At 58.9% G+C, this 23,850-nt stretch carries 19 protein-coding genes and 1 tRNA gene; 2 read left to right on the top strand and 18 right to left on the bottom strand.

Going from position 1 to position 23,850, the window contains the following annotated elements:
* Positions 1–311: 311 nt before the first annotated feature.
* The 7 genes from DWV00_RS13285 to DWV00_RS33665 all read right to left on the bottom strand — a co-directional run bounded on the left by DWV00_RS13285 (position 312) and on the right by DWV00_RS33665 (position 7,146).
* Positions 312–845, bottom strand: coding sequence for a tetratricopeptide repeat protein (locus DWV00_RS13285; protein WP_147297891.1), 534 nt, complete (start codon positions 843–845; stop codon positions 312–314).
* A gap of 233 nt (positions 846–1,078) precedes the next feature.
* Positions 1,079–2,254: an inovirus-type Gp2 protein gene (locus tag DWV00_RS13290; RefSeq protein WP_115534050.1), complete on the bottom strand. Its 1,176-nt coding sequence runs from the start codon at positions 2,252–2,254 to the stop codon at positions 1,079–1,081.
* A gap of 828 nt (positions 2,255–3,082) precedes the next feature.
* Positions 3,083–4,054, bottom strand: coding sequence for a hypothetical protein (locus DWV00_RS13295; RefSeq protein WP_147297892.1), 972 nt, complete (start codon positions 4,052–4,054; stop codon positions 3,083–3,085).
* A 379-nt stretch (positions 4,055–4,433) separates the two neighbouring features.
* Positions 4,434–6,083 (bottom strand): DUF3987 domain-containing protein, encoded by a 1,650-nt coding sequence (locus DWV00_RS13300; protein ID WP_115534052.1) that lies wholly within the window; start codon positions 6,081–6,083, stop codon positions 4,434–4,436.
* The gene (locus DWV00_RS13305) at positions 6,080–6,427 is read right to left on the bottom strand and encodes a hypothetical protein (RefSeq protein ID WP_115534053.1); all 348 of its coding nucleotides are present in this window, start codon (positions 6,425–6,427) and stop codon (positions 6,080–6,082) included. Before DWV00_RS13305 ends, DWV00_RS13300 begins: the two co-directional genes overlap by 4 nt.
* Before the next feature lie 9 nt (positions 6,428–6,436).
* Positions 6,437–6,856 carry a hypothetical protein gene (locus tag DWV00_RS13310; RefSeq protein WP_115534054.1) on the bottom strand — a complete coding sequence of 140 codons (420 nt, stop codon included), beginning with the start codon at positions 6,854–6,856 and terminating at the stop codon, positions 6,437–6,439.
* On the bottom strand, positions 6,853–7,146 hold the full coding sequence (locus DWV00_RS33665) for a hypothetical protein (RefSeq protein ID WP_147297893.1): 294 nt from the start codon (positions 7,144–7,146) through the stop codon (positions 6,853–6,855). Before DWV00_RS33665 ends, DWV00_RS13310 begins: the two co-directional genes overlap by 4 nt.
* A gap of 185 nt (positions 7,147–7,331) precedes the next feature.
* On the opposite strand from DWV00_RS33665, the gene DWV00_RS13315 reads away from it, so the two are divergent.
* Positions 7,332–8,915, top strand: a complete 1,584-nt coding sequence (locus DWV00_RS13315; RefSeq protein WP_115534055.1) for a hypothetical protein — start codon at positions 7,332–7,334, stop codon at positions 8,913–8,915.
* A gap of 1,258 nt (positions 8,916–10,173) precedes the next feature.
* Here DWV00_RS13315 and DWV00_RS13320 read toward each other — a convergent pair.
* The 5 genes from DWV00_RS13320 to DWV00_RS13340 all read right to left on the bottom strand — a co-directional run bounded on the left by DWV00_RS13320 (position 10,174) and on the right by DWV00_RS13340 (position 12,630).
* Positions 10,174–10,249, bottom strand: a tRNA-Ala gene (locus DWV00_RS13320).
* Positions 10,250–10,323: 74 nt separating this feature from the next.
* Positions 10,324–10,689, bottom strand: a complete 366-nt coding sequence (locus DWV00_RS13325; RefSeq protein ID WP_181885447.1) for a c-type cytochrome — start codon at positions 10,687–10,689, stop codon at positions 10,324–10,326.
* Complete coding sequence (locus DWV00_RS13330) at positions 10,689–11,489, bottom strand: BON domain-containing protein (RefSeq protein ID WP_115534056.1); 801 nt, start codon at positions 11,487–11,489, stop codon at positions 10,689–10,691. Before DWV00_RS13330 ends, DWV00_RS13325 begins: the two co-directional genes overlap by 1 nt.
* A gap of 25 nt (positions 11,490–11,514) precedes the next feature.
* Entirely contained in the window at positions 11,515–12,102 is a 588-nt protein-coding gene (locus DWV00_RS13335; protein ID WP_115534057.1) for an SIS domain-containing protein, read from the bottom strand.
* Between the two features lie 93 nt (positions 12,103–12,195).
* The gene (locus DWV00_RS13340) at positions 12,196–12,630 is read right to left on the bottom strand and encodes a YraN family protein (protein WP_245964865.1); all 435 of its coding nucleotides are present in this window, start codon (positions 12,628–12,630) and stop codon (positions 12,196–12,198) included.
* Positions 12,631–12,685: 55 nt separating this feature from the next.
* Here DWV00_RS13340 and rsmI point away from each other — a divergent pair, with 55 nt between their 5' ends.
* Positions 12,686–13,567 carry a 16S rRNA (cytidine(1402)-2'-O)-methyltransferase gene (gene rsmI / locus DWV00_RS13345; RefSeq protein ID WP_115534059.1) on the top strand — a complete coding sequence of 294 codons (882 nt, stop codon included), beginning with the start codon at positions 12,686–12,688 and terminating at the stop codon, positions 13,565–13,567.
* Positions 13,568–13,609: 42 nt separating this feature from the next.
* Here rsmI and tssF read toward each other — a convergent pair whose 3' ends face one another.
* The 6 genes from tssF to DWV00_RS13375 all read right to left on the bottom strand — a co-directional run bounded on the left by tssF (position 13,610) and on the right by DWV00_RS13375 (position 23,399).
* Positions 13,610–15,460 (bottom strand): type VI secretion system baseplate subunit TssF, encoded by a 1,851-nt coding sequence (tssF, locus tag DWV00_RS13350; RefSeq protein ID WP_115534060.1) that lies wholly within the window; start codon positions 15,458–15,460, stop codon positions 13,610–13,612.
* Positions 15,457–15,720, bottom strand: coding sequence for a PAAR domain-containing protein (locus DWV00_RS13355; RefSeq protein ID WP_115534061.1), 264 nt, complete (start codon positions 15,718–15,720; stop codon positions 15,457–15,459). Before DWV00_RS13355 ends, tssF begins: the two co-directional genes overlap by 4 nt.
* A gap of 15 nt (positions 15,721–15,735) precedes the next feature.
* Complete coding sequence (locus tag DWV00_RS13360; RefSeq protein WP_115534062.1) at positions 15,736–17,220, bottom strand: virulence factor; 1,485 nt, start codon at positions 17,218–17,220, stop codon at positions 15,736–15,738.
* On the bottom strand, positions 17,217–19,553 hold the full coding sequence (locus DWV00_RS13365) for a T6SS effector phospholipase Tle3 domain-containing protein (protein ID WP_245964866.1): 2,337 nt from the start codon (positions 19,551–19,553) through the stop codon (positions 17,217–17,219). The genes DWV00_RS13360 and DWV00_RS13365 overlap by 4 nt, the downstream gene beginning before the upstream one ends.
* A gap of 24 nt (positions 19,554–19,577) precedes the next feature.
* On the bottom strand, positions 19,578–22,352 hold the full coding sequence (locus tag DWV00_RS13370) for a type VI secretion system Vgr family protein (protein WP_115534063.1): 2,775 nt from the start codon (positions 22,350–22,352) through the stop codon (positions 19,578–19,580).
* Positions 22,353–22,820: 468 nt separating this feature from the next.
* Positions 22,821–23,399 (bottom strand): septal ring lytic transglycosylase RlpA family protein, encoded by a 579-nt coding sequence (locus DWV00_RS13375; protein WP_115534064.1) that lies wholly within the window; start codon positions 23,397–23,399, stop codon positions 22,821–22,823.
* Positions 23,400–23,850: the final 451 nt, after the last annotated feature.

Below are 23,850 nucleotides of genomic sequence, written 5' to 3' on the forward strand. Positions count from 1 at the left end.
TAGTGACCTGCTTCATGTCGACAAGCCATCTGAATGGAATTAATCACGGGTCGCGAACTTTGCATTAAATGTTGCCGCACAAGATCCCTTTAATGTTACACGAATTGTTGTTCATGTTTGGTGAAGACTGACCATCGCTTCAAATGCGGTAATTTCGGGGTGGCTACTGCAAGTATTTTAACCGGCGCTTTTCGCATGGAGAAGTAGGGCTGGCTGCACACCCGGGCCTCCATGGAGTAACCTGCGTAATGATGGGCTATGCAAGGCGGTGATGGTCGCGCATCGGTGCATCACCGCGTAGAATAATAAGGTTAATGTTGGCGAAAGACAATGTGCAGCGTTTCTAATGCTCCCGGAGCGCCTTGGCGAGCTGCTGCGAATAGCCAATGCGCCGCTTGCTCGGTCGATTTAAGGACGCCTTTGCCTTGCGCGTAGAAGCAACCGAGCTTGAACTGCGCGCCGCTGTGTCCTTGCCGCGCAGCTAAGCGATACCACGCGGCAGCGTCCTTGTCTGAGCGTTCGACGCCAAATGCTGCTTCGTAACATGTGGCCAGGTTGTGCTGAGCCGTCGCCAATCCCTGGTCAGCCGCCGCTTGAAACCAGTGCAATGCAATCGGCCAGGACTGCGCCACACCGAGTCCGTGCGCGTAGCACATACCCAAATTGCTCTGCGCCAAAGCATAGCCTTGCACAGCGGCCTTCTGATACCACATTGCTGCCTTTCTCCAAGACTTCGGCACTCCATCTCCCGCGCTATACCTTATCGCCAAATCGAACTGGGCATGCACTTCGCCGGACGCAGCATCCTCCGGCAAAAACGTCACTTCTTCTACATTGGGCGTCACCGTAATCCTCCTCAACGTTTCGCACAGAGCCGCGGCAGCACTGTCGCGCTCATGGCATTACGGCACACAGTAGAAAATTACGTCGGTCGCAGCCTCGGTACGCCAATCAACGTCATCACCCGACGAAGCCAATGCCCTTTTCGGGCATGGGGAGATATGCTCGCCCTCCCGAATGCCTCGCAGAGCGTTCTACCCTCCGCAAGGCACCACGACAGGAGCCAAGCCATCCACTCCTATACGACGCTATAGTCCCAAGGAATGTCATCGGAACTATTCGCGTTGACGTCGCCGATCCGTTGCTCGATCTCCACATCGATTTCTGCATGCTCGCTACGATCAATGCGAGGGCGTCCGTCCTTCAACCTTTCGGGCACTCGACCCATGTCGAACGTGCGCACGCGCTCTGCACCTTTGATCATGAGGTACTGCGATGCCTTCGCCAAATAGAGCAGATTCTTCCTCAATGACTCACGCTTCGCCGTATCTTTGCGGTCAATCTGCCCCGTCCCGACACCATGCCCACGCGATGCATGAAACGACTTCCTAGCGTTACTGTTCCAGTACGCACCCTTTCCTCCCGTCACCACGTTGGCCCAGTACTCACCAATCTGCTGAGCAAGCCATACGTCACGTTGATGCCTGGCCGAGCAATACAAGACCAGGTGCAAGTGGAACCCCGTCTTCTCGCCCTGCTCGATGGTCCAGATGTAGTTTTCCATACCGCCCAACAGCTTGTTGAACCTTCGAGCGGCGAAGAACCTGGCACGATGCTCCTGTAGCTCTTCAAGCGTGATCGATCGCCAGTACTGCTGCTTGTAGTTCAACGTCAGTACCAAGATCGTCCAGCGTGACCGTGCCTCATACATCTCGTCGTTCATCGCCAGCACGTTCTGTTCGTTACGCTCCGCGTTCTTCCTGCGCCAACGCTCTCGTTCCTTAAAGTCACGCGATTTGATGCGCTCGGAGACCCGCTTGATCAGCTCGTTGAACGAGTCCGCGTAACGCACGCCCTCGAAGGAATCGTACTCATCTGGCTTGCCGAATTCGAATCGTCGACCGATGAAACCCAGGTCTCGGCAGACATCGTAGAAGGCCGTGACTCTTTCAGAGTAACGAGGAATGTCGGAATACCGCCCAAGCCATGTGTTCAGCCTGCGGTAATACTCGTTTGCCAGGTGAAGGACACGTAACCGTCTTCGCCCTCCATAAAAGCTTGTTTCGTCCACGAATCCCCCTAGCCATCCTTTCTCGATTGTGTTCACGAACTTCTCGATCTCGAACAGATGTTTGTATCCGTGATGAAGAAGGACCTTCTTCTTACCGTCGATTTCGGCTTCTTCGATGTTGATACGATCGTCCAGACGATCGAACACCTCCCGCACATGCAGGATCTCGTCATTATTTTCCATGGTGAGGAATGCTATGTCGTCGCACTGTCGGCGACGTGGTTCATGATGTTCGGTCTCTGTGACGTCGAGTGATCTGACCTAGGTCATCTCACATGTCGCTGAGACCTCTTTTTTTTGTTTCTCGACCAACCCTTGACGCATGTCGACGAGGATGTGGATCACCCTCTCCGACATGCCCGTGCCGTCGCTTTCTCTCGTGCTTTCGTACATGAAATCCATGAATAACTTTGATCAACACTTCGTATTCCATAGGAAGCAAAAGTGACGACGTATGCAAGGCATAAGAACAATCCGGAAATCGATCGAAAACCTATCGAGAAACGAGCGAGTACCCCCGCTCCTCATATACATACATACGCCCGCAGTAATTTTTCGTCGGGTGCGTTGCAAAACAGCGATCGACACTGTGGCCAAGGGCACAGAAACGCTAGACAGAACGGAACAATGGCGGCCGGCCATTCCGCGAGGCACCGGGAAAAGTAACGATCACACCTCTGCACTGACGAATACCGGTACGAAGACCGTGCTCAGATTGCAGCAGTGCTGTGACAATTGCCGCGAGAATTTTGCGAGAAATGCGCAAGATTTTTCTGCAGAAGTTGAAGGGAACGCGCTACCAGAGTGCCAAGCTCCGCAACGAAATTTCGCGCGCAAGTTCACCGGAAGCTCACGGTAGCTGCTGCACCGCCCGGCGCGTCAGCGGACCGCCAGACGGCGCTTAGGCTCCGACAAGCCTCTGAACCCTCAAAATCAGCGGCCCAATATATTCAATGGGTTAGGCGTTTCGGATACTGATTTTTGCAGGCAGTCGCCATGCATCCGGGCACCCTACCCCACCTGGGCGCCGCCATAGCCTGACGCGCCTGAGCGTCGTGGCTTACGCCGCGACATGCCGAAATACTCTCCCGGCGGCTCATTTTTCAGCCGCAACAAAGCTCGCCTCATGGCCAGATAGCTGAGCGTTTCCTTGAGCTTTTCACGTCTCTCGGTGTCGTCATCGCAAACCTCGCCATGTACCCAATGCGAGCCGTAAAGCCAAGCATCGCTGTCGCCGCGAAGGTAGCTCCCCCGGCCGCCCGTCGCCACTTGCACCCAGCACGCGCCGACCTGGTCCGCATGGTCCTTGAGGCACACGTCGGCTTGCGCGGCTTCGACCTTTCGATCGTCGAGTACCTTCTGCAAAGCGGCGGTGTCGAATAGCAGTGTGAGGTGCAAATCGTACCGGCCGTCAAGCGAGGGCAAAATCGACCATATATACCTTGGCTGATCGGTGAACAATGCCGGCTTGCGTCGCATGCGATCGAAAAAGGTGGTCCGGGCCATCCGAAGTGCTTGGAGATCGCGAAGCTGGTCTTCGATCGGCGCAGGCAACGCGTCCGCCTGCTCGCGGGTATGCGACAGGCGCAAATGAAGTATGGTCAAGCTCTCGTGTTTGGCGAACAAGTCATCGAGGTAGATATGCAGGTTCGCCACATTTTCTTGGCTGCTCCATCCCCAGTTATGCAGTTCGCGCCGCAGCAGTTTCTTGGCGAACATGGCCGCGCGGAAATCGGCCACGAAATCGTTATAAACCTGAGCGCCTATGCGCCGGCTACCATCGTCGACTTCATCATCATGCCCGTCGCAAAGGCTGACCGAATGCTCGAAATAGAGGTCCATTAGGAGCGCCAGGTGCGGCGCTAAAGCCAATTGCCCTGCTGCGGGCGTGTTAGGGCCGAACGCATCTGAGATTCGGCGGATGCGACCGTAATGATCGGCGAGCTTCCCGGCGGCTCGGAACCGGGAGTTCGGTTCAGCCACTACAACATCCCTGCGCCTAGGTACGTTACGGGGCGAGCCGTACGAATCGATTTCCTGCGCCCACCCTGCACGTTTCGCGCGAACGGTATAAAAAGGCGGCATGTGGGTCTGAACCGACTGCCAAACAAAGTCATCAAGCTGAGTCAGAAGCGGAATTTCGAGACGCTCAAGGCCGCATAGCAAGGGAGAACCAGGGCCAGCCTGGTGAATGCGGAATGTCAAATTGCGCCCGAGAGCAAAAAGCCCCGCACGGTTCTGGAAGTGCGTAGTTGGCATCATCGGGTTCTTAGAGGTGTTGTGTACTAGCGCAGCGGGTCGTTAATGCGCAGCATACAAAGGGCCCCGCCCACCTGACGGCGGACGGGGCATGACGAAGTGATCAGACGAGCTGCGGCGGGTAAGTAGGCAACTCGACCATTTCGACCACGCGACCGTTGATCGCCGTCGGCACGAGGTGAAAATGGCCGGCGTTGTACAACACTCTTAGCGCCGATTTCGTGCGCGACGGCACCCACTTCATGTTCTTCGCCAGCGTAACGATTTCCGTTTCGCGGATACCGTTCACGCCGCGCCGACGCAGTTCCGCATGTACCAGCGGCAGCAGCACACCCGCGTCCTGCTCATCTTGGGGCGGATAGCCCGGATGACCCGACATGAATCCCGAGGGAGAAACGAGCAGCTCGAATTTGAGGACTCGCCGGCCGTTTTCGATGCGCGGCACGACTTGGGCGAAGCCCCGCCCACACACCCGAGTAATCGCCTTGGCCATTTCGGCCTTGCTCCACCCAAAGTTGGGCGCCAGCGCTTTGATATCAGATTCCCGGCAGCTTGGTGCATGCATCCCTGCGTGGCATGCGTGGCTATACAGGTAATCCAAGAGGCGCAGCCCACGCTGCTCAGCTTCCGGCACCGGCTTAGGCGGAAAGACCGCCGCGAGCCAGCGTTCACCAAAAAACTCCGCGATCGTCACGGCACGCGCCATCGTATCGGGCGACACAGCACCTTTATACCCCTCGAACACGTGCATGCAGCCCGCAATCCGGCGCGCGTTCGCCGCCAGGCGCACGGCAAACACGATCGTGTCACGCGCCGACAGCATTGCACTCGCCATGAACTTGAAGCGCTCCTGAGCTTGCCGCAGGACCTCCTCGGCATCCGGCTCAACCTTAATCTCCGGAAGACGGTTCGCCGGCGTATCCCTAAGCTTGATCTGGCCGCTCGCGATGAGTTCAGCAATGCGGTCGTCATAATCAAGCAGGGCGAACTCCGGTTGCTGCTCGCCGGCCCCCTCAATGGCAAGCTCGTCGCTCTCCATCATCAGAAGGCGAAACACGTAACCCGATTCGATTGCGATTTTTCCGTATTCGTCGAGCCACTCGCGATTCTTGTCATCGTGCACGTTCACGCACGTGACGAAAATCGCGCTGTCCGGGGCGTTCTCGACAAGATCCTCATCGTCATCATCCGCGCGATCGAACGGCGGCATATTACTGTCGTTCAGCTCGTTCAATTCGTCGAATGCACGGCTGAGAGGGTCCGCGAGATGGCCACGCCCTTCCGACATACTGAGCATTGACCACACCGCACCTGCGCGAATCTTGCGCAGCAACGTCGGTGGCCGCACGTTATTGAACAACCAGGGCTTCTTCCAGCCTTTCATCGCTTTGCGAATGGGAGCGATGAACCGGTCATGCGCTTCCGTCTTTCCGCTCAGACGGGCGCCAGCGAACCGAATATGCAGGCTGAGCGACGTCGATTTTCCGTTATGGCTGCGGATGCGGAAATTGCCCGAAACCGCGAACGAAACCTTGCCGAGCAGATTGGCTAGAGCCGCGCCGTAGCCAGCGCCGTAAATGGCGCGACATTCGTGTGCTGCACGGTACATGCGGGGCGTCAGTGCGCTGATCGCTTGCTGCAACGAAGGTGCGACATAACCAGGCTGCAGGTGGTTCGCGGGCTGCGACTGCAAGCCGAAATTGGGCGAGGGCATAAAGCCCCCGCCCGGTGGGTAGGCGGGGTAATTCATCATGTGCTCACCGTATCCTTCGCGTCGGCATGCGACGTGTTCGCGGGTTTATCGGAGGCCACGTTCCTCACGGCCGGGTCTGCGGCCACGCCGCGCATGCGCTGAATCTTCAGCAGCGCATACAATTCCTCCGCTTCCTTTTTCGTCACCGACGGACCGTCGTGCTTACGGATCAGTGTCACGATCGCGGACCACGACCAGTTTTCCGCAAGAGCTATGTCAACCACATCAACAAAGGGTCCAAAGCGTTCCGCCTTGATCTGTGCGCGCGACTTCTTTCCACGAACGGCCAGCATCGCACCGGCGACGTCCGGCTTCGCGATTTCGAGATTGGAGTTTCTCGCCATATTCGCCTCCTAGGATGCCACGCCGATGCGACGCTTACGCGCAAGCCACTTGCGACGATCGCGACCGGAAACCTGGCTCATATGCATCTCGTCCGCGCTCATTCGGCGCACGGACACTTCGCGCTTAATGTCGGCCAGCAACTGAACCTGCTCGGCGTTGTGAAGCTCGGCCAACTCCTGCTGATCGAGAAGCAGTCCCACGATTTCGTCGACCATGTCTTGAACTGAGGAGGTGACGATTTTCCGCACGATGTCATCGATACTTACACGGTCGTCTTTGCCTTGTTGAGAATCGCCCGCTGCGCGCGAATCCTCCTCTGCGCGAGGGGTCCCCGGCTTATTGAAGATGTCGCCGAAGATGTCTCCAAACGCCTCAATGAAGCTATCAAATTCGGGCGCAGCGTCATTACACGTGGACGTTGTACTCATGCGATCTCCTTCACCTCGGGGCCATCGACCGGCACCGCGAAAAGTCTATCGATTTCGGCGATCGGCCAAGCCAGCTTACGGTTTGGGAGGCGAACGGGGCGGATGCCCGCATAGTGGCCATAGATGCTGCGCGACTTCAACAGAGTCGCCGGCTCGACCATTAACATAGAAGCGGCGACTTCGGTGCCGACGTGTGTGGGGCGGAAAGTCGCGTGGTGGGTGCCGAAGTGTTGCTCCACGCTGCGTTCGCTATCCGAAGTAATCGCTCGTGTCAGTGCAGTTTGTTTCATTCCTTGACTCCTAGGTCCGAAAATGGCGTGCCGCGGCCAAGCGGCACCGCTTCTTCATCCCGCCTCCTCACCGAACCTCTTGGATCCGTATAAATCAGCGGTTGGGGCGAATTTCGCCACGCGTCCCCGTCCTCTGCCACAATTTGTCCGCATTTGTCCGGCACAACCTACATTGGAAGAGGAGCATGAGAAAGAAATACGGGACGCCGGCCGAGAAGCTGCTCGACCTCAACATTCGGACCAGAGCGCGCGCCAGGGCCTACCTAGTCAAGACAACTTGGAGCCCTATGGAAGCCGCTTTGCTGCTCTCCGGCATTCTTCCATCCGCACGATGGAAGCCGCCCATGATCTCGAGACGAAATGGCTTAAAACCGATTTCCTACTCCGACGTTTTCGACGAACTCCGCGCCTCAATGAGCGCGCCGGAGGGCGGCCTCGACGACGAAATGGTTTTTCCGCAATCGCAGCGCTTTGACAATGCGCACAATGTGCTGGTGCTTTGGGATCAGATCTGTGCGGCCGGCCATACCCATCTTGTCGGTACGGCTCCGAAGGACTATGTGGCGCTCCTGCTGCACATGAGCCGTGAGAACTATGTCTGGTTGCCCGAGTCGCGATGGCTCAATGCGTTTGCGAATCAGTTCCAAGTCATTGAACCCTACGCACTTACGGACATTCCGAGAGACATCCTCAATCAACTGGAGGCACAAGCGGGCAAGAAGCCACTGCTCATGCCTAAACACAAACTCGGTAGGTTTGTCGAAGATGCGTGGAATCAAAGTACCAGCACTGGCGGGGCTTCGACAGATCCCGACGCAGTCCTTACTTTGCTTGCTGCGATGATTGAGGAAAATAAGATATCGGGAGTTTACTTCGGAAAAGGCTATAGCTACTCTCATGGTGCGGACCTACATTACATCCACGATAAAGAAGAGCGCACGATAAAGCGAGAATCATTAGCTCGTCAGCTGAGACGTGTGTGCAAGAAGATTCACCAAAACCATAACACTGGCGCACCGACAGAGCGATTCGACGAAGGACATGTACCGTTTATAAGAAAAGTTCGAGTTAATGAAAATATAATCAATAAACTTACCGACCCTTCACAGCTGAATGACATCGCTCGTGAACTCCTCATGGAGGTCGTTCAGCACCTTAGACGGGTATGTATCCGTTCTGAAGGATGGGATCGTGCGCGCGCTATCGTTGTGGGGGCAATCGTTAGACTGACGAAACTGCTGAGCACTCTCTACATGGTAGCCGCTTCACAGACGCCTGGCATGATCACATTGATTGGCAGCATGGCAATCGAGACTATTGCCGATATCAAATATCTCATCAAGGAGTTCAATGCCGATCTGATTGACAAGTATGTAAGGTACTCTGTACAGGATATGCTCTCAACTCCAGGAGATTGGGGCGACCTTAGTTCATTACAGAGGGCGATGGCGATTGAGCTTAAAGAGGAATTTCGCCTCTCACTGGCGGAGATGCCACGATTCGTGCACGGATCCCTGGGCGATTCCTACAAGTTTCATCTATGTAAAACGGAGAACGGCCGCTATCATGCCATTCTTCTAGGCATCGATGCCGAACCTCGGGTATTGTTATCCATGGGCACGCTCGCTCTTAGTATCGTCGAAGATTTTCTTCCATTTAATCATGATCATCCGGAAATCAAAGAATTGAGAATCTCCGTTGTGGACCTTTTCGATCGATTGAAAAGGGCAGACCTACTGTTTGCCGCTTCGCTAAGAACTGGCCGGTAACGAGCGCGGAACGATATCTCCTCGAAAAGTGCGGGTCGTCGCGCATCGGCTCCATCACTGCGGTCAGGCCTTCCACTACGCAGTTGCCACCCTGCACGCCGCCCGTGATGTCAACGCCGATTTATGCAGGGCGCCGGCGACCGAATTGGCGTACTCATTTCGCGTCGGTCACTGATCCCGCAAGGATCGGCGTGTCGCTCCGTGTCTTTGAAGGTTTTTCGGGCGCTTTTGTCGTGCGCACTGCACCGCGGTTGGCGCCGTTGTTATTCGTGCTGCCCCGCGCATTGAGGCTCGCAGAATGGACGAAGGTTGACCTCGGAGGGGCCAATGGCGCCATACCGTTTCCAAGACGAAGCCCGAGCATCTGATGCCGCTTGTTGCGCAGGCAGTCGAGACGTTGTGGAAATGCATGCGCTCACCAGCCAGTGGCGCTACGTTGTTCCCGGAACGTAACGGAAGAACGCCGATGAGGGGGCGCGACCAATGCAGCGTTGCAGCGGCTCGGCTACGACATCAAAACGGATATCACCGGCTATGGGGTTCGCGCAATGACGCGCACTATTCCCCATGAGCGTGTCCGCTTCCCTGCCGACGTCATCGAGCATCAACTGGCCCGCCGGATACCGATGTGCTTGGTAGCGCGTACAACCGCACCCGCTTTGTCGGCGACCGGGTCGCAATGATGCAGTCTTGGGCAGACTACCCGGACCCTACATGGATCAGCTTAAAGCGGTTGGATACAAGGCCCAAGCGGTCGAGAAAGGTTCCAGGCGGGCGAATTTTCGCGCGACCTGCGACGGCGATCAATGAAGACGATGCCATAAACACGTCGACTGTCCTGGGGGCAGGGGTGTTTTACGAAAGGGGGATTGGCAGTACTTGGGCGTCGAGACTGGCGGCAACATGGAGCTGCAGCCGCTGGCGAATGGCCGCACCGAGAAGTTGAGGGCCGCAAGCATGGAGACCTCTGTCCTCGATCTACATGCATCATCGTGAAGGCCAGCACAAACGGTACTCGATTGAGCATTCGGCAAATCAACGACGCAATAGCAGAAGCCGGCCTTGCATCGCCGGACAACGACAGCAATCGTGACAAGAACGCACCTGATCCGTGCGAACCGTAAGCGGTCCCGCAGCTTTGCACGGCAGAAGGATCTATATGGATTCGGGTGGACCAAATCCGGTTACATGGCGGTTACACGGACCGCAGAAACTGAAAAGGGTTACAGGAAAATCACCTGTAACCCTTTGATTTTCTTGGTGGAGCGGATGAGGATCGAACTCACGACCTTCGCATTGCGAACGCGACGCTCTCCCAGCTGAGCTACCGCCCCAACGAAGCTGTAATTCTGGCACGGGGCTATGGGGTTTGACAAGCCCCGTCCCATAAAAACCCCTTCGAGGGCAACTACTTAGCGGTGGTGGGCGCTCCGGCCAGAACCCAGGCGACGACGGTATGAATATCGGCGTCGCTCATGCGGGGGTGGGAGGGCATGGGGATCACGCCCCAGACGCCGGAGCCGCCATCCCGCACCTTCTTCTCGAGCGTCGCCTGCGCCCCGCCATCGCCCTTGTACTTCGCGGAAATCTCCCGAAACCCAGGCCCGACGAGCTTCCGATCGAGGGTATGGCATCCCAAGCAGGCGTTCTGCTTGGCGATTTCATACCCGGCGGGCGCGGAGGCAGCCAAAACCGCCCCCGACCAGCCCGCCACGAGCACAGCAACCGAGCCCGCCACCACGGCAACCCGCAACCTAAAACCCAGCAGCCCCATCACTGCACCGTCCCGTTGCTTCCAGGATGAACCTGCGTCGAATTACTGACCGGCGCCGGCGTCGACGAATCCAGCGGCTGCTCCGTCACCCCGCCGCCCATCGGCACCGCCCCCACCGTCGGCTGGGGTTCCGTAGTCTGAGCCGAGCTAGGCGCTTGCGCCGCCTGCGACGCCGTAGCGGCCACAGCCTGCGCTTGCTCCGGCTGCACGTACTGGAACACCTTCACGACGCTCATCACCCCAGGAACATTCGCCGCCACCGCAGCCCCGAGGTTCCCCTCTTGCTCCGTGACCAGCCCCATCAAATAGATATTCCCGTTCTCGCCCACAACCTTGAAGTCGTTCGCCGAAATCCCCTTCTCCGCAACGAGCATCGTCTTCACGCGCGTCACGAGGTAAGAATCATTCGCCCGCCCAGAAAAATCGTTAATCGGCCCAACCTTGAGCTCATTAACGATCGCCTCGACGTCCCCGACGCCGCGCGCAATCTGCTCCGCCTGCTGCTTAGCGGCATCCGACGGCACTTCCCCCGTCAGCAGCACTCGACGATTAAAAACCGTCACATCCACATGCGACGTATCCCCAAGCTGATTAGCAATCTGGGAATACGCCTTGACCTGAATCTCCCGATCCGCCGTCTGCGTCCCGAGCGTGCGTCGATCGGTCGCCATCAGCGCCCCGCCGCCCGCCGCGGCGCCCAGCGCCAGCACACACCCTTGCAACGAAGTAATCAAAGCCGCCGCCGTAGCCGCCGCCAGCGTTCCCCGAACAAGCGTCTTCACGACGCGATTTGCTCTCATCAACGAACTCCCCTTCGAATCGAAGTCAATCTTCCCCGAGCAACATGGCATCGATGCCGTCGCACAAGCAGTGGATCGCCAGCAGGTGTACTTCGTGAACACGCGCCGCCCGCTGCGACGGCACGCAAATCTGAATATCGGTATCGGCCAGCGATTCGCCCACCTTGCCGCCGCCGTAGCCCGTCAACGCGATCACGAACATCTCGCGCTCGTGCGCCTCGACGATCACCTCGAGCAAGTTGGCCGCATCCCCCTGCGCGGCCACCACGAGCAGCACATCCCCCGCATGCCCCAGCGCACGAAGCTGCTTGGCGTACACGGAATCGAACGCCCCACCCGCGCCCAGCGCGGTCAGCACCGTGGAATCGGCCGTCAACGCGATCGCCGGCAAGCTCGGACGCTCGCGCTCGAAGCCCGCGGTGAGCTGCGCGGCGAAGCGCTGCGCGTCGGCCGCGCCCGCGCCGTTGCCGCACGCGAAAATCCGGTTGCCGTTCGCCAGCGCGCCGAACATCGTGTCGATGGCGGCGGCGATCGGCATCGAAAGCGCGTCGAGCGCCTCGAGTTTCAATGCCGCGCTTTCGCGAAAATGCTGTTGAATTCGTTCGACTGACATCGTTTCTCTGCTCTGACGGCCCCGCCGATGCGCAGCCGTATCATCAGCGCGCAAGTTTAGCGCAATCGCCTTGCACGCCCGCACGTTTTACTTTCAGTTGCAGTCTTCCCGAAAGGCGTCGCGCAGCCACACGAGCCGCTTCCCCTCGAACACGACGGCGTCGAACCGGCACGGGCTCGCGTCCCCGCCCCGAGTCGCCAAAAAGTACCGCGCCGCCAACAGCAATCGCCGCTGCTTATGGGCGCCGATGCTCGCCGCCGCCCCGCCGTAACGGCCACCGGCCCGCGCGCGCACTTCGACGAAAACCAGCGCGCCGTCCCGGTCGCGCATGACGAGATCGATCTCCCCGCCGCGGCATGTCGCGTTGCGCGCCACCAAGTGCATGCGCTGCCGCTGCAGGAATTCGAGCGCCTGCGCCTCGAACGCGGTTCCTATGCGTTTCGACTCTCCCCGCCCGGAAAAGTTGTCACACCAATCGAAACCGCTCCCTCCCGGCGGCCGCGACGCCCTGCCCTGCGCCGTTGTCATCCGTGGCACGTGGCACAATGACGGCCTTCCCTCGCTCGTTCGCGTCTCTCGCTTCATGTCCGACCTCCTCGATCTCGCGCAGCGGCAGCAATATCCGTCCGCCACGCTGTACGTCATTGCGACGCCGATCGGCAATGCCGCCGACATCACCCTGCGCGCGCTGCACGTGCTCGGTCTCGTCGATCGCGTCGCAGCCGAGGACACGCGCAATACGGGGCAGCTGCTCGGCCTCTACGGCATCTCGAAGCCGCTGCTGGCCGTGCACGAGCACAACGAACGAGAGGCCGCCGGGCGCATCGTCGATTGCCTGCGCGCCGGCGAACGCGTCGCCTATGTCTCCGATGCCGGCACGCCCGGCGTGTCGGACCCGGGCGCCAAGCTCGTCGACGCCGTTCGCGAAGCGGGCTTCGCCGTCGTGCCGCTGCCCGGCGCGAGCGCGGTGACCACTGCCGTTTCCGCCGCCGGCGATTTTGTCGGCTCGTTCTCGTTCCTCGGCTTCCTGCCGACGAAGGCCAAGCAGCGCGCCTCCCATTTGCAAACGCTCGTTGCGCATCCTCATGCGATGGCCTTCTATGAAGCGCCCCATCGCATCGTCGAAACCGTGCAAGCGCTGGCCGATACGCTCGGCGGCGACCGGCAACTGCTGATTGCACGCGAATTGACGAAACTACATGAGGCCATTCACCGCTGCACCTTGGCCGAAGGGCCAACGTGGCTCGCCGCCGATCCGAATCGGCAGCGCGGGGAGTTCGTGCTGGTTGTGGAAGGGGCGCCGGTGCGGGAGGAACAGGATGAGACGGCGCATGATGCGCTGTTGTCGTTGCTGCTCGAAGAGGTCTCGGTCAGCACCGCGGCTCGGCTCGCGGCTTCAATTACGGGTGCGTCTCGGAATTCGCTTTATTCGCGGGCGTTGGAACTGTCGAAACGCGATAGCTGAGCGTTAGCCCGATTACAGATGGCTTGCGTCGTCATCTAGAAGTTAGAGAAGCTCGATGGCGCCGGGCATCGGTTGCCCTTGGAATAGTTCGGCTCCGTTCTGGGCCGATATCAGCTGCAGCTGGATGAAGCTGTTAGCCGGTGCGTAATGCACGAAGACGGTCTCCAGCACTCGCGCGAATACGCTTACCGCACAGTCGGCAAGCCGCGTCTCGTCGACAGCCATTCGCACTCGAATCCCGCGCACCAATGCCGGTTGCGGCTCCATGATGACCCAATCGATGGCCGCTTCGCGTGCGAGATGCACCAGGCTTTCGATATGCCGGGACGCGTTCGCATTCGTCGAGTGCGAAGGCAGATGAGCTGTCAGCAGGCGCTTGAAAGCCGGCAAACCCGCTTGGCACAGGTTCAGCGCACCTGCGGAAAGCATGGCCACGAGGTCCCAAAGGTGGTCATGGTCCTTCGATCGCTCGGCGCTTTGCGTCGCCGGGCGCAGCATCGATACGCGCCCGGTCAATGGTTCGTTCGCGTGGACGAAATCGCCCTGCGGATCACCGGCTTGCAAGGTCGCGGGTAGATTGCCGCTCGTACAGGTGAGGTCGATATCGATCTGTTCGCCCGCTACGTTCGTCATCTCGCCGTCCCAATCGACGAGCGACAGCAGCATATCTTGGCCCGGCACGAACTCGGCAAGCCGGCCGTCGCACTCGGCTTGCCAGAAGATTTCTGAATCCAGCTGCGACATGTGACGGAGGGATTGATACGGCTCGATTTGCTTACTCACTGTCCCTTGGGGCGTTTCCTCGGTCAAGCGAACTGTGTCGACCCGGTAAACCGACGTATCCGAGACTTTCGTCGTGCTCGGGACGATCGGATAAATGGGGAACGCCATGCGTTCCAGCGAGAGCGGCTCCGAGGACGCGGAAAACAAATTGATGACGGGCGTGCAGAACTGCTTGAAGTTCGATGTCGAAACACCTCGCAGGAGTTGCGCCGGCGTGGAGTCGCGGTGCAGACCCTTGATCGGTAGATGCACGGTCACGTTCGTGCACGGAGCAGCGATCCGCAGTAGCTCGGTTAAGTCGATATCGATGAAATCGAACTTCTCTGGAAACGAGAAGTATTCGAGGAGGAATCGAAACTGCGACTGGCCTTTGTCGTGACGTTGGATTGAGGATTCGCTGTCGTCGAAGCCGGCGATGGTGAGGGGTACCGCGTCCAGGGAGATCCACGTCTCGCTGTTGTCGACTTCGAGAAATGCTGTCGACGTGCGCAGCAGCAAAGTATCCATCGTTGCCGCAACGGTGCGGCGGTCGCCGTCCACGAATAAACGCATGCGCTTCGGCATGCCCTTGCGGGGTAACGTCCTTTCCGGAAGTGATGAGAGTGTGATCGAAAAGATGCCGCTCGTTTCCTCATGCAGACGGACTTTAGGTGGGGCGGATGTGGTCGGGGCATAACGTGCGGCTGTTATCCGCAACGGAGCGACGACGACATCGTAGAGCGTGCGAAATGGGTACCCGCCCTTGCGCGTCTTGAGTTCGGCACCCCGTGCGACGGTGAACGGCTCCGTCAGCTTTTCGATCACGGCGTCGCCATCGAAATGCGCAATGGAACAGGAGGGAAACGGTCGTAGATATTCGGGATAGAGAATCTCTAGTAGCGAGGTCGGTAGTTCTGGGTAGTTGTCGTTGATGCGTACGCTCGCCCTCGCATTGAGCAGCGCGATGGACTGGATGATTCGCTCGACGTGCGGGTCGTCCGAGTGTTCGCCGGAGATGGACAGCCGCGCCGCTGCTTCCGGATGGCGTTTAGCGAATTCGCCGAGCGAGCGACGCAAGATGGCGAGTTCGCGTTCGTACTCGCGCAGTAGGTCATCGTCCGCAGCGGTCATACTCGCCCTGATGTGGACACGCTCGAAATCAACGTCGCGCCGCAGGAGGTTTTGTGGCCGTCGAACGCTGCGGGTTTGCCGTCGACGATGAAGTTCGGGTCGCCTTCAGCGATGACGCAGTTTTGATGTCCCTGCATGGGACAGATGCATGGGTCGCCCTGGCGGGCGACGTTGCGGTTCATGACTTTGCTCATCGCACTGCCTGCTACGACTTTGCCGCCGTGAGTCGTCGCATCGCCTACTCGAATGATGCCTCTCATTGCGTCACTCCTTCGTTACCAAGACCAGCCTTGCTGACGACCATAGTCCGTGTCATAGCGACGGCCCCACCACGGCAGATAGGCGTTGTTTTCACCTCTCGCTCTAAACCAGTCCGTATCCGGATCGATCGGCACGACCTTCTCCGGCGGCGTCACTACGACAGCGACCGGGTGCTCAGCGTCGCTCGTTCCAGCCACCAGCACCTTTTCTCCGAGATGATTCGCTCGGCCAATCGCGAGCACGACGTCGGTTAGTGCAGTGCCTGCGCCCATCTCGCCCAGCAGACTCGGCGTATTGAAGGTTTGCTTCTGGTAGTCGAACTCCGGTAGGGTCTCGGTCAATGTGCGGCCGAGTGTCCCCATCCGCAAAGACGCAGCGTCGCTACCCTTGCCTGCGTCGTGGATCACAAAATGAATGTCGGTCGGCGACACGTTCGCGTTGTGCGCTGCCGCCGCGATCGTTGACTTCCACGCTTCGACTGCTCGCGTCGTTCCAACTTTCGTTTCGAATTCTTGGGCGTTGCCAGTTGCGGCCTTGCCGATCCATGCGAGCGGGGCTCGCTCCGTCTTAAAGCTCGGGCCGACAAGGAACAGGAGAACCATGTTCTCGTTGATCTGGGCGTCCTTCGGCGGAAAGCTCGGGGCGTCCCAGTTCATTACCCAAACGCTCTTGTCCGGGTTCGCCTGCAGATAGTCGAGCGCTGCGTTGAGAGATTTGAAGCCTGCGTTTGCTCCACCGGGGGTCACGGCTACCTCCGGCGGCGTATTGCGGCTCCATAGCCGAGGGAATGATCGGTTTCCAATGTAGAACGATGCGATGATCTCCTGCTTGAGATAAGTTTGCGCTTCAACCGGATCCAGTCGCTCGGGAATCGCAAACTCCACGTGGATTCCGGCCAGCTCTCGCCAATCGTTCTTGTTATCGGACTTGACCGTGTAGAAGTACTTCGGATTCATCACGTAACGGTCGGCGAACAGCCCTGTCAGCTCATCCACATACTTGTGGTAGAAGCCTTTGAAGGTCTCGGTGCCTTGATTGCCATAGGCAATTCCAGCCACAGCCTGGATCGTGGTGAACGACTTAGGATCTGTTCGCACCATGTCATCGTTTTTGTTGGGTTTGACCAACCCCATCGTCCACAGCGTCTGCCATTCAGTTGGGTAGTCACGCCGCTGTACGGGGTTCAACCACTCAAGACCGACAACCTGCGCCATAAATGCCTTGTTCGACTCCCCCGCAGCAACAAGCGCGTCGGTCGTCGCCTGATGCGTTGCGGCTTGTGCAGGCGTCTGCGTCGCGACTGTTGCAATCAAAAATGTCAAAAAGGCCAGCAATCCAGGCAAAAGAACTAATCGCTTCATCCAGCCTCCCAAATCCCAATTGTCGATGGGCGTGTCACCGCCCCAGGTACTAAAAACGAACGTTAAGAATGCAGTTATCGCCATGGCGAGAGCGGCGGCAGCGGTTCTGCGCGGCCGCGTCGAAATCAGAGTCCTCATACAACGGCTCCAAGCTTCAGGTAGAGCTGCCCCTCGCGCTCGTCAACGATCCTTTCGGGTCGACGAGCCTCGCTGTCGTTTCTCACCCACTCATGTAACCAATCACCGCCAAGAGTTCCCTTCTGGAAGTAATTCCAGTACTTCTTGTTCGGGTTATCGTCAGTCATTCCTTTCCCAAACCGCCAATCCGCCTCGATTCGCAACTCGGCCAATTGCTTGGGCGTCAGGTAGCACAATCCAATCGCCACGTCGTAAGCAAGCGCCTTCTCTGCATGCATAGGATTGGTCATGATGGTCGAGTGGTTCGTGGGGTTGTTCGTCTTACCGTCGTCCAAGATTTCCTTGATCTGACTGTTACGCCACTCCGTGTACCCTTTCGGCGCTTCGCTCTTACCGTCCTCACCGATCACGTTGCCGTTGCTGTCGACCCATGCCGACTCGTTGGCTCTTCGCGCACGCATACGCAGGATCGCGCGATCCTCATACCGCTGGGCCGCTTCGCTATCGGTCGTCCCGGCCGCCTTCTGATCGGCTTGCTTGATCTCGTAGTTGTCGTACGGATCGCCGTCACGCTTGTCCGCCTTGTCTTCTGCTCGTGCGGCGGCAGGCGGGTCGTTCCCTTCGTTGAAATTGCTGTGAGCCTTATCGCCGTCGCTGACGCTTACGGGACAGCCATAACGCAACGCCTCCGGCACAAAGGGCTCATCGAGCTGCGGCGCATCGGCCTTCACGGTCCAGCCTTTAGGCGGATCTGCGTTGACCGGAAACAGGTTGAACGGTGAAGTCGCCAACCTCACGATCCCGAGCACGGGTGCCAACGCTGTTGTGGCAAGCTGAGCGACAACGTTTTCGTTGCCACTCAGCGCGCGAATGAAGCCATACTTCGCGGGCGGCGAACGCGGGTACCAAAATCCCGGCGTCTTTCCCTTGCCGTAGCGCCAGTCGTCTTCCCAGTAGCGATAGTCGGCGAACTCGCCGACGGGGAATCCCGTCGCGAACACGCGTTGGGTCAATACCCCCTGCGCATCGAGGTCCGCGAGTTCACTCTGCGTCCTTTGAGCCTCCGGGCTTAGCCATGCATATTTCTCGTCAACGACATGCCCTAGCCCCCGCCAGCCAATGCCCTGAACCGTCGCTGCGGAGATGACCTGATCGTGCGGGCAGCAATACATCGTGACTCGGCCGTACGTATGGCCGTCGAGTCCATGGTTGGTGCGATCATCTGCGGCGCGATAGGGTTTGCCGCCCATCGCCGAGGATCGTGTGCTTGCCATTTCCGCATCGACCTCGTCCTCCGGCATTTCGAGTGCCGCACGCTCTCGGACGATGTTGAGAAAGTTGCGCAACGTTTCGGTACGCGCCTTATAGGTTTCCCGACCGCACTGCTTCTCGCGGTTGCACGTTTCACGCTGCGACCAGTTCTCGAGTCCGGTGTCCGTATTCGCCACGCTGTAGGGAGAATTCGCCAGAACGTAGGCATCGGCAACGCAGCGTCCACTGTTGCCCCATGGGTCCGAGACCGGTGGCAATGCATCGCCGAAGAATGCAGCAGCGAGGCCCACGATGTTGCCCTGGCTATGGCAAACGATCGTGATCGGCACGTTTGCCTGCTTCATCCTGATCGATTGAACCAGCTTGGCGAGCCGCAACGCAGCGAGTACGCCATAGCTCCGCGGCGGCGTACGGTACAAGGGGCGTTGTGTCGGATTCAACGCCTGCACCGAAATGAAGCCGAAGATGCGGTCGTCGACGCCTTCGTGCCATAGATCGGGCAAGCTCGAGCAGCCATTGGCAAACGGCCCGCCGCCCCAGTAGTTCTGCTCGTTCAAGAAGATCTTGTCGCCGTACTCCTTCAACTCGTCGCCGTTGGCCTTGTAACCCCAGCGGAAATGAATGACGGGAGAAAACGACGGATCGGGTTTGATGTACGTGCCGGCCCACAACTGTGCGTTAAGAAACCCCTCCGGCGTCAAACTGCCCGTGTACAGCGCAGGCGTAAGCTGCCCTCCGACAACGCCCTTGTATGTCATCTGATCATCAAGCCGACCAAGCCGTCTGTTGAGCCCCTTGCACAACCCCTGCTCCGCGGCTTCGAACCACTCCCCTTCGGAGTTCACCCCGTGCACGAAGATAACGATGCCCGGCAGCGGCTGCTGCTTGATACATATCAGTTCGCTCTGAGCGTCGAATAGTGTGACGCCCCGGCCTTCGCCGATGACGATGCGCGGCGGCAACCCCTGGTCGCTCACAGTGGAAATTACGTCGGCATCGGAATCAGCCGGCTCCACCTGATCAGCATCGAATGCCGTTGGATTCGGAGTCGAGTCACTCATGCTCGAATAGCTCCCTCGGAAGATTTAGATTTTTTTCTTGAAGAACTGCACGACCAGCCGCTCGAATTGATCGCTGTTGACCAGCGGAAGCCTGCCGGCGCCGTCGGTCTTTTGATTGAGGAGGTCTCCCGCAGCTGTTTTGATTTCGGCGTCGAAGCCTGCCGCAGCTTGTCCGTCCGTTGCTCGCACGAGCTTCGGCACGCGCCCGAGCGGCGCGTGATCAAACTTCGGCATATCGACGCGCATACTCGCGGCCCCACCCCACGTATGGCTGGCCGCTTTGACGGTGAAGCTTCCAGGACACCCGAGTTCGATATCCCCACCGCGCAACTTCAAATACGCCCCACCGGACGTAACAAGAACGACTTCCTCACTCGCCGCCCCCGCGAGCTTCCCGCCTGCCGCGATCATCTGAATGTTCTTCGCCGAATCGATCTGCGTATCGTCGGCTTGGCTTTGCAGCGTCAGCTTGCCGTGATTCGCGATCGCCGAAACGCCATCCCTATGCGCAAACATGGCCACGCCATGCCCCGCCTGCAGATTGATCCGCTGCCCGCTCGCGACCTGAACCGATTGCTGTGCGATTTGATCGATGTTCTCGCCTGCGTACGTCACATGCGTCTTCGGCGTTACATGCACCGCCCCGGCCTCCGCGCCGAATGCCATGACACCCTTCGCGTTGCCGGCCCCCGATGCCTGCCAATTCTCGAGCGCGTCGGCAACCGCCTTCTGTCCTGCCGCATCGGGCACTGACCCGCGATGCTTCCCCGCATAGTCTCCAAGCGACTTAAACAACGCCAAGCACTCAGTCAGCAATTGACTCAGCTCGTCGCGATCGAGTTGGTGCCCTTGCGCTTTATTCCGCGCATAGGTCGTCAACAGAATGCCTTTCGCCGCACGCAGCGCCGCAGCCGCATCCGTCCGCAACTCGGCGCCTTCGCCCCGATCGTCCCCGATACCGTTAGTCCTCGGATGCGTCAGATACCCAAGGTTGATCTCACTCGCGCGATGCTCACTGGCCAACTGAACGCTGATCTGCGACGGCGTATCGTCGAACCGCAGTTGGTTGTACCGCCGCCCCTTCACCTCTCGTGTCTTGGTCCCCGACACATACCGATTACCCGGCAGCGAGCCCGTATTGCTAAACGTCGCCGGCATATTCGGGCCGTTGTGGAACACTCCAGCCACATACATCTTGTCGGGATCGCCCCCAAGAAAATCCAACAGCACTTCCATCCCCTTACGCGGCAGCCAGTTCTCCCCGAAGTTGTCCCCTGCCAGTCCTGTCGCAACCCTCACCCATGCGCTGTCGCACGACGTCCCACTCGTGCCCATGCCATGCGCATGTTCGTGATCCGCTGGATCGAGCCCTTGCAGTTGGACGTTGATCCGTCCGTACTGATCGCAAAAGACCTCTTCCCCCTCAGGCGTAACGACGACGCCAACGATCGGATAAACCCGAGGACGATCGACATGCGGATCGAATGCCGGCGTTAGCGGCGTCCCGCGAGGCACACCGCTGAATGTGTTCTCGTACCGGCTCTGACTCGAATCGCCGTAGACGGTCGGCCTGGCCGGCGTATCCACTGAAACAGACGGCGAATCGAACGACCATCGGCTTGCCGTGAACAGCGCCTGCGCGCGCTCGTTCAGATCTTTCGGCAAGTTGTTTTCCGCCCGATGATGCAGGCTCGTGATCGCGATGCGCCGATTGTTCTTCGACGAACCATCGAACTCGCCATACCCTGTCACCTCGACCCATTCACCGATGGCGAGATCGCGAATCCCGCTAGCCCCGTCGACGCGTACCGCACGCGCGCCATGCGACAGCACTCGGGCCAAACCCAGCCTGTCGTAGTCGCCCCATGAATCAGCGATATGCGGCGCATCGATCCGCGAGTCCATCAGTAACCGAGCGAGATCGTTACCAGCCTTGCCTTGATCGACGCGTGTCGGCCCTTGGACTCGGTCCATCCGTCCAGGCTTATAGTCCCAACTGAAACGCCGTATCGCTCCCGGCACGAGTTGCCGGGCAGCACACAACAACGTCACGGCATCCCGCTTGCCGATCGTGGCCTCGAACCGGTAGGCGACAGAGCCGATCGCCGATTGCTTCAGCTTGATTGCGTTGTCGTACAGCACCAGCGTGTGTGCCGTATCGCCGGAAACACCGGCGTCCTTATTGCCGGGCTTCCCCGCGCGAACGAACCAGCCGATACCTTCCCGCCGACACAACCTTCGAATGAATGCAGCGTCGGATTCATCGAACTGGATCGTCTGTTCTCTCTCCGGAAGCTTGGCCCGGTCAACGTTGGAAGCATCGAGGTAGAACGCCCCGGCAAGCACTGCGCTCTTGCTTCGCCACTCGCCGACGAGCGTCTGAATGACGTCCAACGCGCTCTGTCGGCGAAAGATCCGCGTGTTGACTCGGCGCTCCAATATCGACAGCGCATCTCGTACGTATAGCTGATAGACGGCGAGCGCCCCATCCGACTCCCCCTCTCGTGCGTCGACGATGATTCCGCATATCGGATGCAGCCCACCTAAATCAGTGACGAACTGAACCTGCACCGGCAAACCGATAAACGTGTTGAGCGGAATACGCGAGCTCGTCGAAACGCATGAAACACAGCCATCGATGCCGCCGAAAAGACTCTCCCGGATCTCGATACGCTGCGGCAACAAGAGGTCCTCAAGTTCGCTCTCGCTCTCGCGATCGCCCCATTTGAGGCGGATGGCGCGATTCTTTTGTGACGGGAGCGGCCCGAACGACGCACGGGACGAGGCTGAATAGCTCATGACGTGTTCTCTCGCTGATAGACCATAGATCCGCCCAACGCGCATTCCACTCGATGTGGATACGCGTTTTGACTACCGGATGCGGGCGTTCGAACCTTACGAATGGAAGGCCAAAAGTATCAGCGCGGCCCACGCGGGAGCAATGAAATGCGTCGCCTTGACCTGCATTTCGGAACAGTCTGATCGGTGACGATTTTATGAAGCATCTCCCCTATCTAGTTAGGACTCCTGATAAAGCTCACCTTAGATCAGCATCGAACGGCTACCGCGACGTGGGAAGCCCAGCCGCACAAGCCCCCGACACCTACATTAATTAGTATTCCTGAATATCCTCACCTAAACAAAAACAGCGCCCCAAGAGGCGCTGTTCATGTTCAATCGTAGGACCCGAGAAGCCAACCCTAAGCCATCGGCTTAGCGACTCCATCCATCGACGCAAGACCTAAGGCGTAAGACCTAAACCCAACGTCACTGGCTACTACCATTGCTAGCCAGCATTTCATCCCGCTCGACCTTCGCTTCCGCTTGCGTCAGCCCTTCGATCTGCACCCGAGCCGTGCCCGAGTGAGCCAACCCAAGCAGCTTCGCCGCCGCATACGACAGATCGATCACGCGCCCACGCACATAAGGACCGCGATCGTTGATCTTCACGACCACCACCTTGTGGTTCGTCATATTCGTCACACGAACGTACGAAGCCAGCGGCAGCGTCTTATGCGCGGCCGTCATCGCGTTCATGTTGTACCGCTCGCCGCTGGCCGTCTTACGCCCGGCGAAGTGACGGCCGTACCACGAGGCGCGGCCCACTTGCTTGAAATCGGCGATGTCCGGACCGTCGTCCAGCGGCTTGGCATCGGCCAGCGACTTGCCGGCGGTTGCCGGCTGCGCCGACGGGCTACCGAATGCGACAGGCGCGTTCGCACCCTGTGCCACGGCGGGCACGGTGCCTGCGTTCCCAGTTTGGGTTGTCGTGGGCTGCATGGCGCAGCCCGTGAAGGCGCCGAAGAGACAAAGAATCCCCAGCGATCGACCAAATCGTTGATTCATATGACGTTTTGCCAATCTGTCGAGCCGCGGCAAGCAGCGTTTCGCTGCGGAAGCGGCTCGGGCGATCGAGCACGACACGCCACCCACGCCTCTTTCGAGCGTGTGTTGCGGTACGGCACTCGGCTGCGGCCCATCTCGGCCGCGTTCAGCCCGGTTGGTGTTCACGTCTGGTGCGACTGTCCCCGCAGCTTGACCAGACCCCACACGCCGCCAACGAACATGGCATCCACATTCTTGCGCGCCCGAAGGCACAAGGAATGGCGGCGTAGGCCTGCCCAGCAGTACGGCCGATGGCCGCGTCAGGCGCGTGGCGCCTGGCTGAGCAAGACGTGTGCATCGAACTTCGTCGACACGGAACAGAAGCCGCGGAACCCGCGACTTCCTACTTCAATTGACAGCAATCAGCGTGCGCAAGTTCGCGCAAGGGCCAGATCACCGGTAGAGCTACGCG

It is taken from the genome of Trinickia dinghuensis (assembly GCF_003367175.1).
Classification (GTDB): Bacteria; Pseudomonadota; Gammaproteobacteria; order Burkholderiales; family Burkholderiaceae; genus Trinickia; species Trinickia dinghuensis.

Coding starts and splice junctions, on each gene's coding strand:
- DWV00_RS13290 (WP_115534050.1), bottom strand. CDS start 2,254: ATGGAAAATAATGACGAGATCCTGCATGTGCGGGAGGTGTTCGATCGT.
- DWV00_RS13300 (WP_115534052.1), bottom strand. CDS start 6,083: ATGATGAATTACCCCGCCTACCCACCGGGCGGGGGCTTTATGCCCTCG.
- DWV00_RS13305 (WP_115534053.1), bottom strand. CDS start 6,427: ATGGCGAGAAACTCCAATCTCGAAATCGCGAAGCCGGACGTCGCCGGT.
- DWV00_RS13310 (WP_115534054.1), bottom strand. CDS start 6,856: ATGAGTACAACGTCCACGTGTAATGACGCTGCGCCCGAATTTGATAGC.
- DWV00_RS33665 (WP_147297893.1), bottom strand. CDS start 7,146: ATGAAACAAACTGCACTGACACGAGCGATTACTTCGGATAGCGAACGC.
- DWV00_RS13315 (WP_115534055.1), top strand. CDS start 7,332: ATGAGAAAGAAATACGGGACGCCGGCCGAGAAGCTGCTCGACCTCAAC.
- DWV00_RS13325 (WP_181885447.1), bottom strand. CDS start 10,689: ATGGGGCTGCTGGGTTTTAGGTTGCGGGTTGCCGTGGTGGCGGGCTCG.
- DWV00_RS13330 (WP_115534056.1), bottom strand. CDS start 11,489: ATGAGAGCAAATCGCGTCGTGAAGACGCTTGTTCGGGGAACGCTGGCG.
- DWV00_RS13335 (WP_115534057.1), bottom strand. CDS start 12,102: ATGTCAGTCGAACGAATTCAACAGCATTTTCGCGAAAGCGCGGCATTG.
- DWV00_RS13340 (WP_245964865.1), bottom strand. CDS start 12,630: ATGACAACGGCGCAGGGCAGGGCGTCGCGGCCGCCGGGAGGGAGCGGT.
- rsmI (WP_115534059.1), top strand. CDS start 12,686: ATGTCCGACCTCCTCGATCTCGCGCAGCGGCAGCAATATCCGTCCGCC.
- tssF (WP_115534060.1), bottom strand. CDS start 15,460: ATGACCGCTGCGGACGATGACCTACTGCGCGAGTACGAACGCGAACTC.
- DWV00_RS13355 (WP_115534061.1), bottom strand. CDS start 15,720: ATGAGAGGCATCATTCGAGTAGGCGATGCGACGACTCACGGCGGCAAA.
- DWV00_RS13360 (WP_115534062.1), bottom strand. CDS start 17,220: ATGAGGACTCTGATTTCGACGCGGCCGCGCAGAACCGCTGCCGCCGCT.
- DWV00_RS13365 (WP_245964866.1), bottom strand. CDS start 19,553: ATGAGTGACTCGACTCCGAATCCAACGGCATTCGATGCTGATCAGGTG.
- DWV00_RS13370 (WP_115534063.1), bottom strand. CDS start 22,352: ATGAGCTATTCAGCCTCGTCCCGTGCGTCGTTCGGGCCGCTCCCGTCA.
- DWV00_RS13375 (WP_115534064.1), bottom strand. CDS start 23,399: ATGAATCAACGATTTGGTCGATCGCTGGGGATTCTTTGTCTCTTCGGC.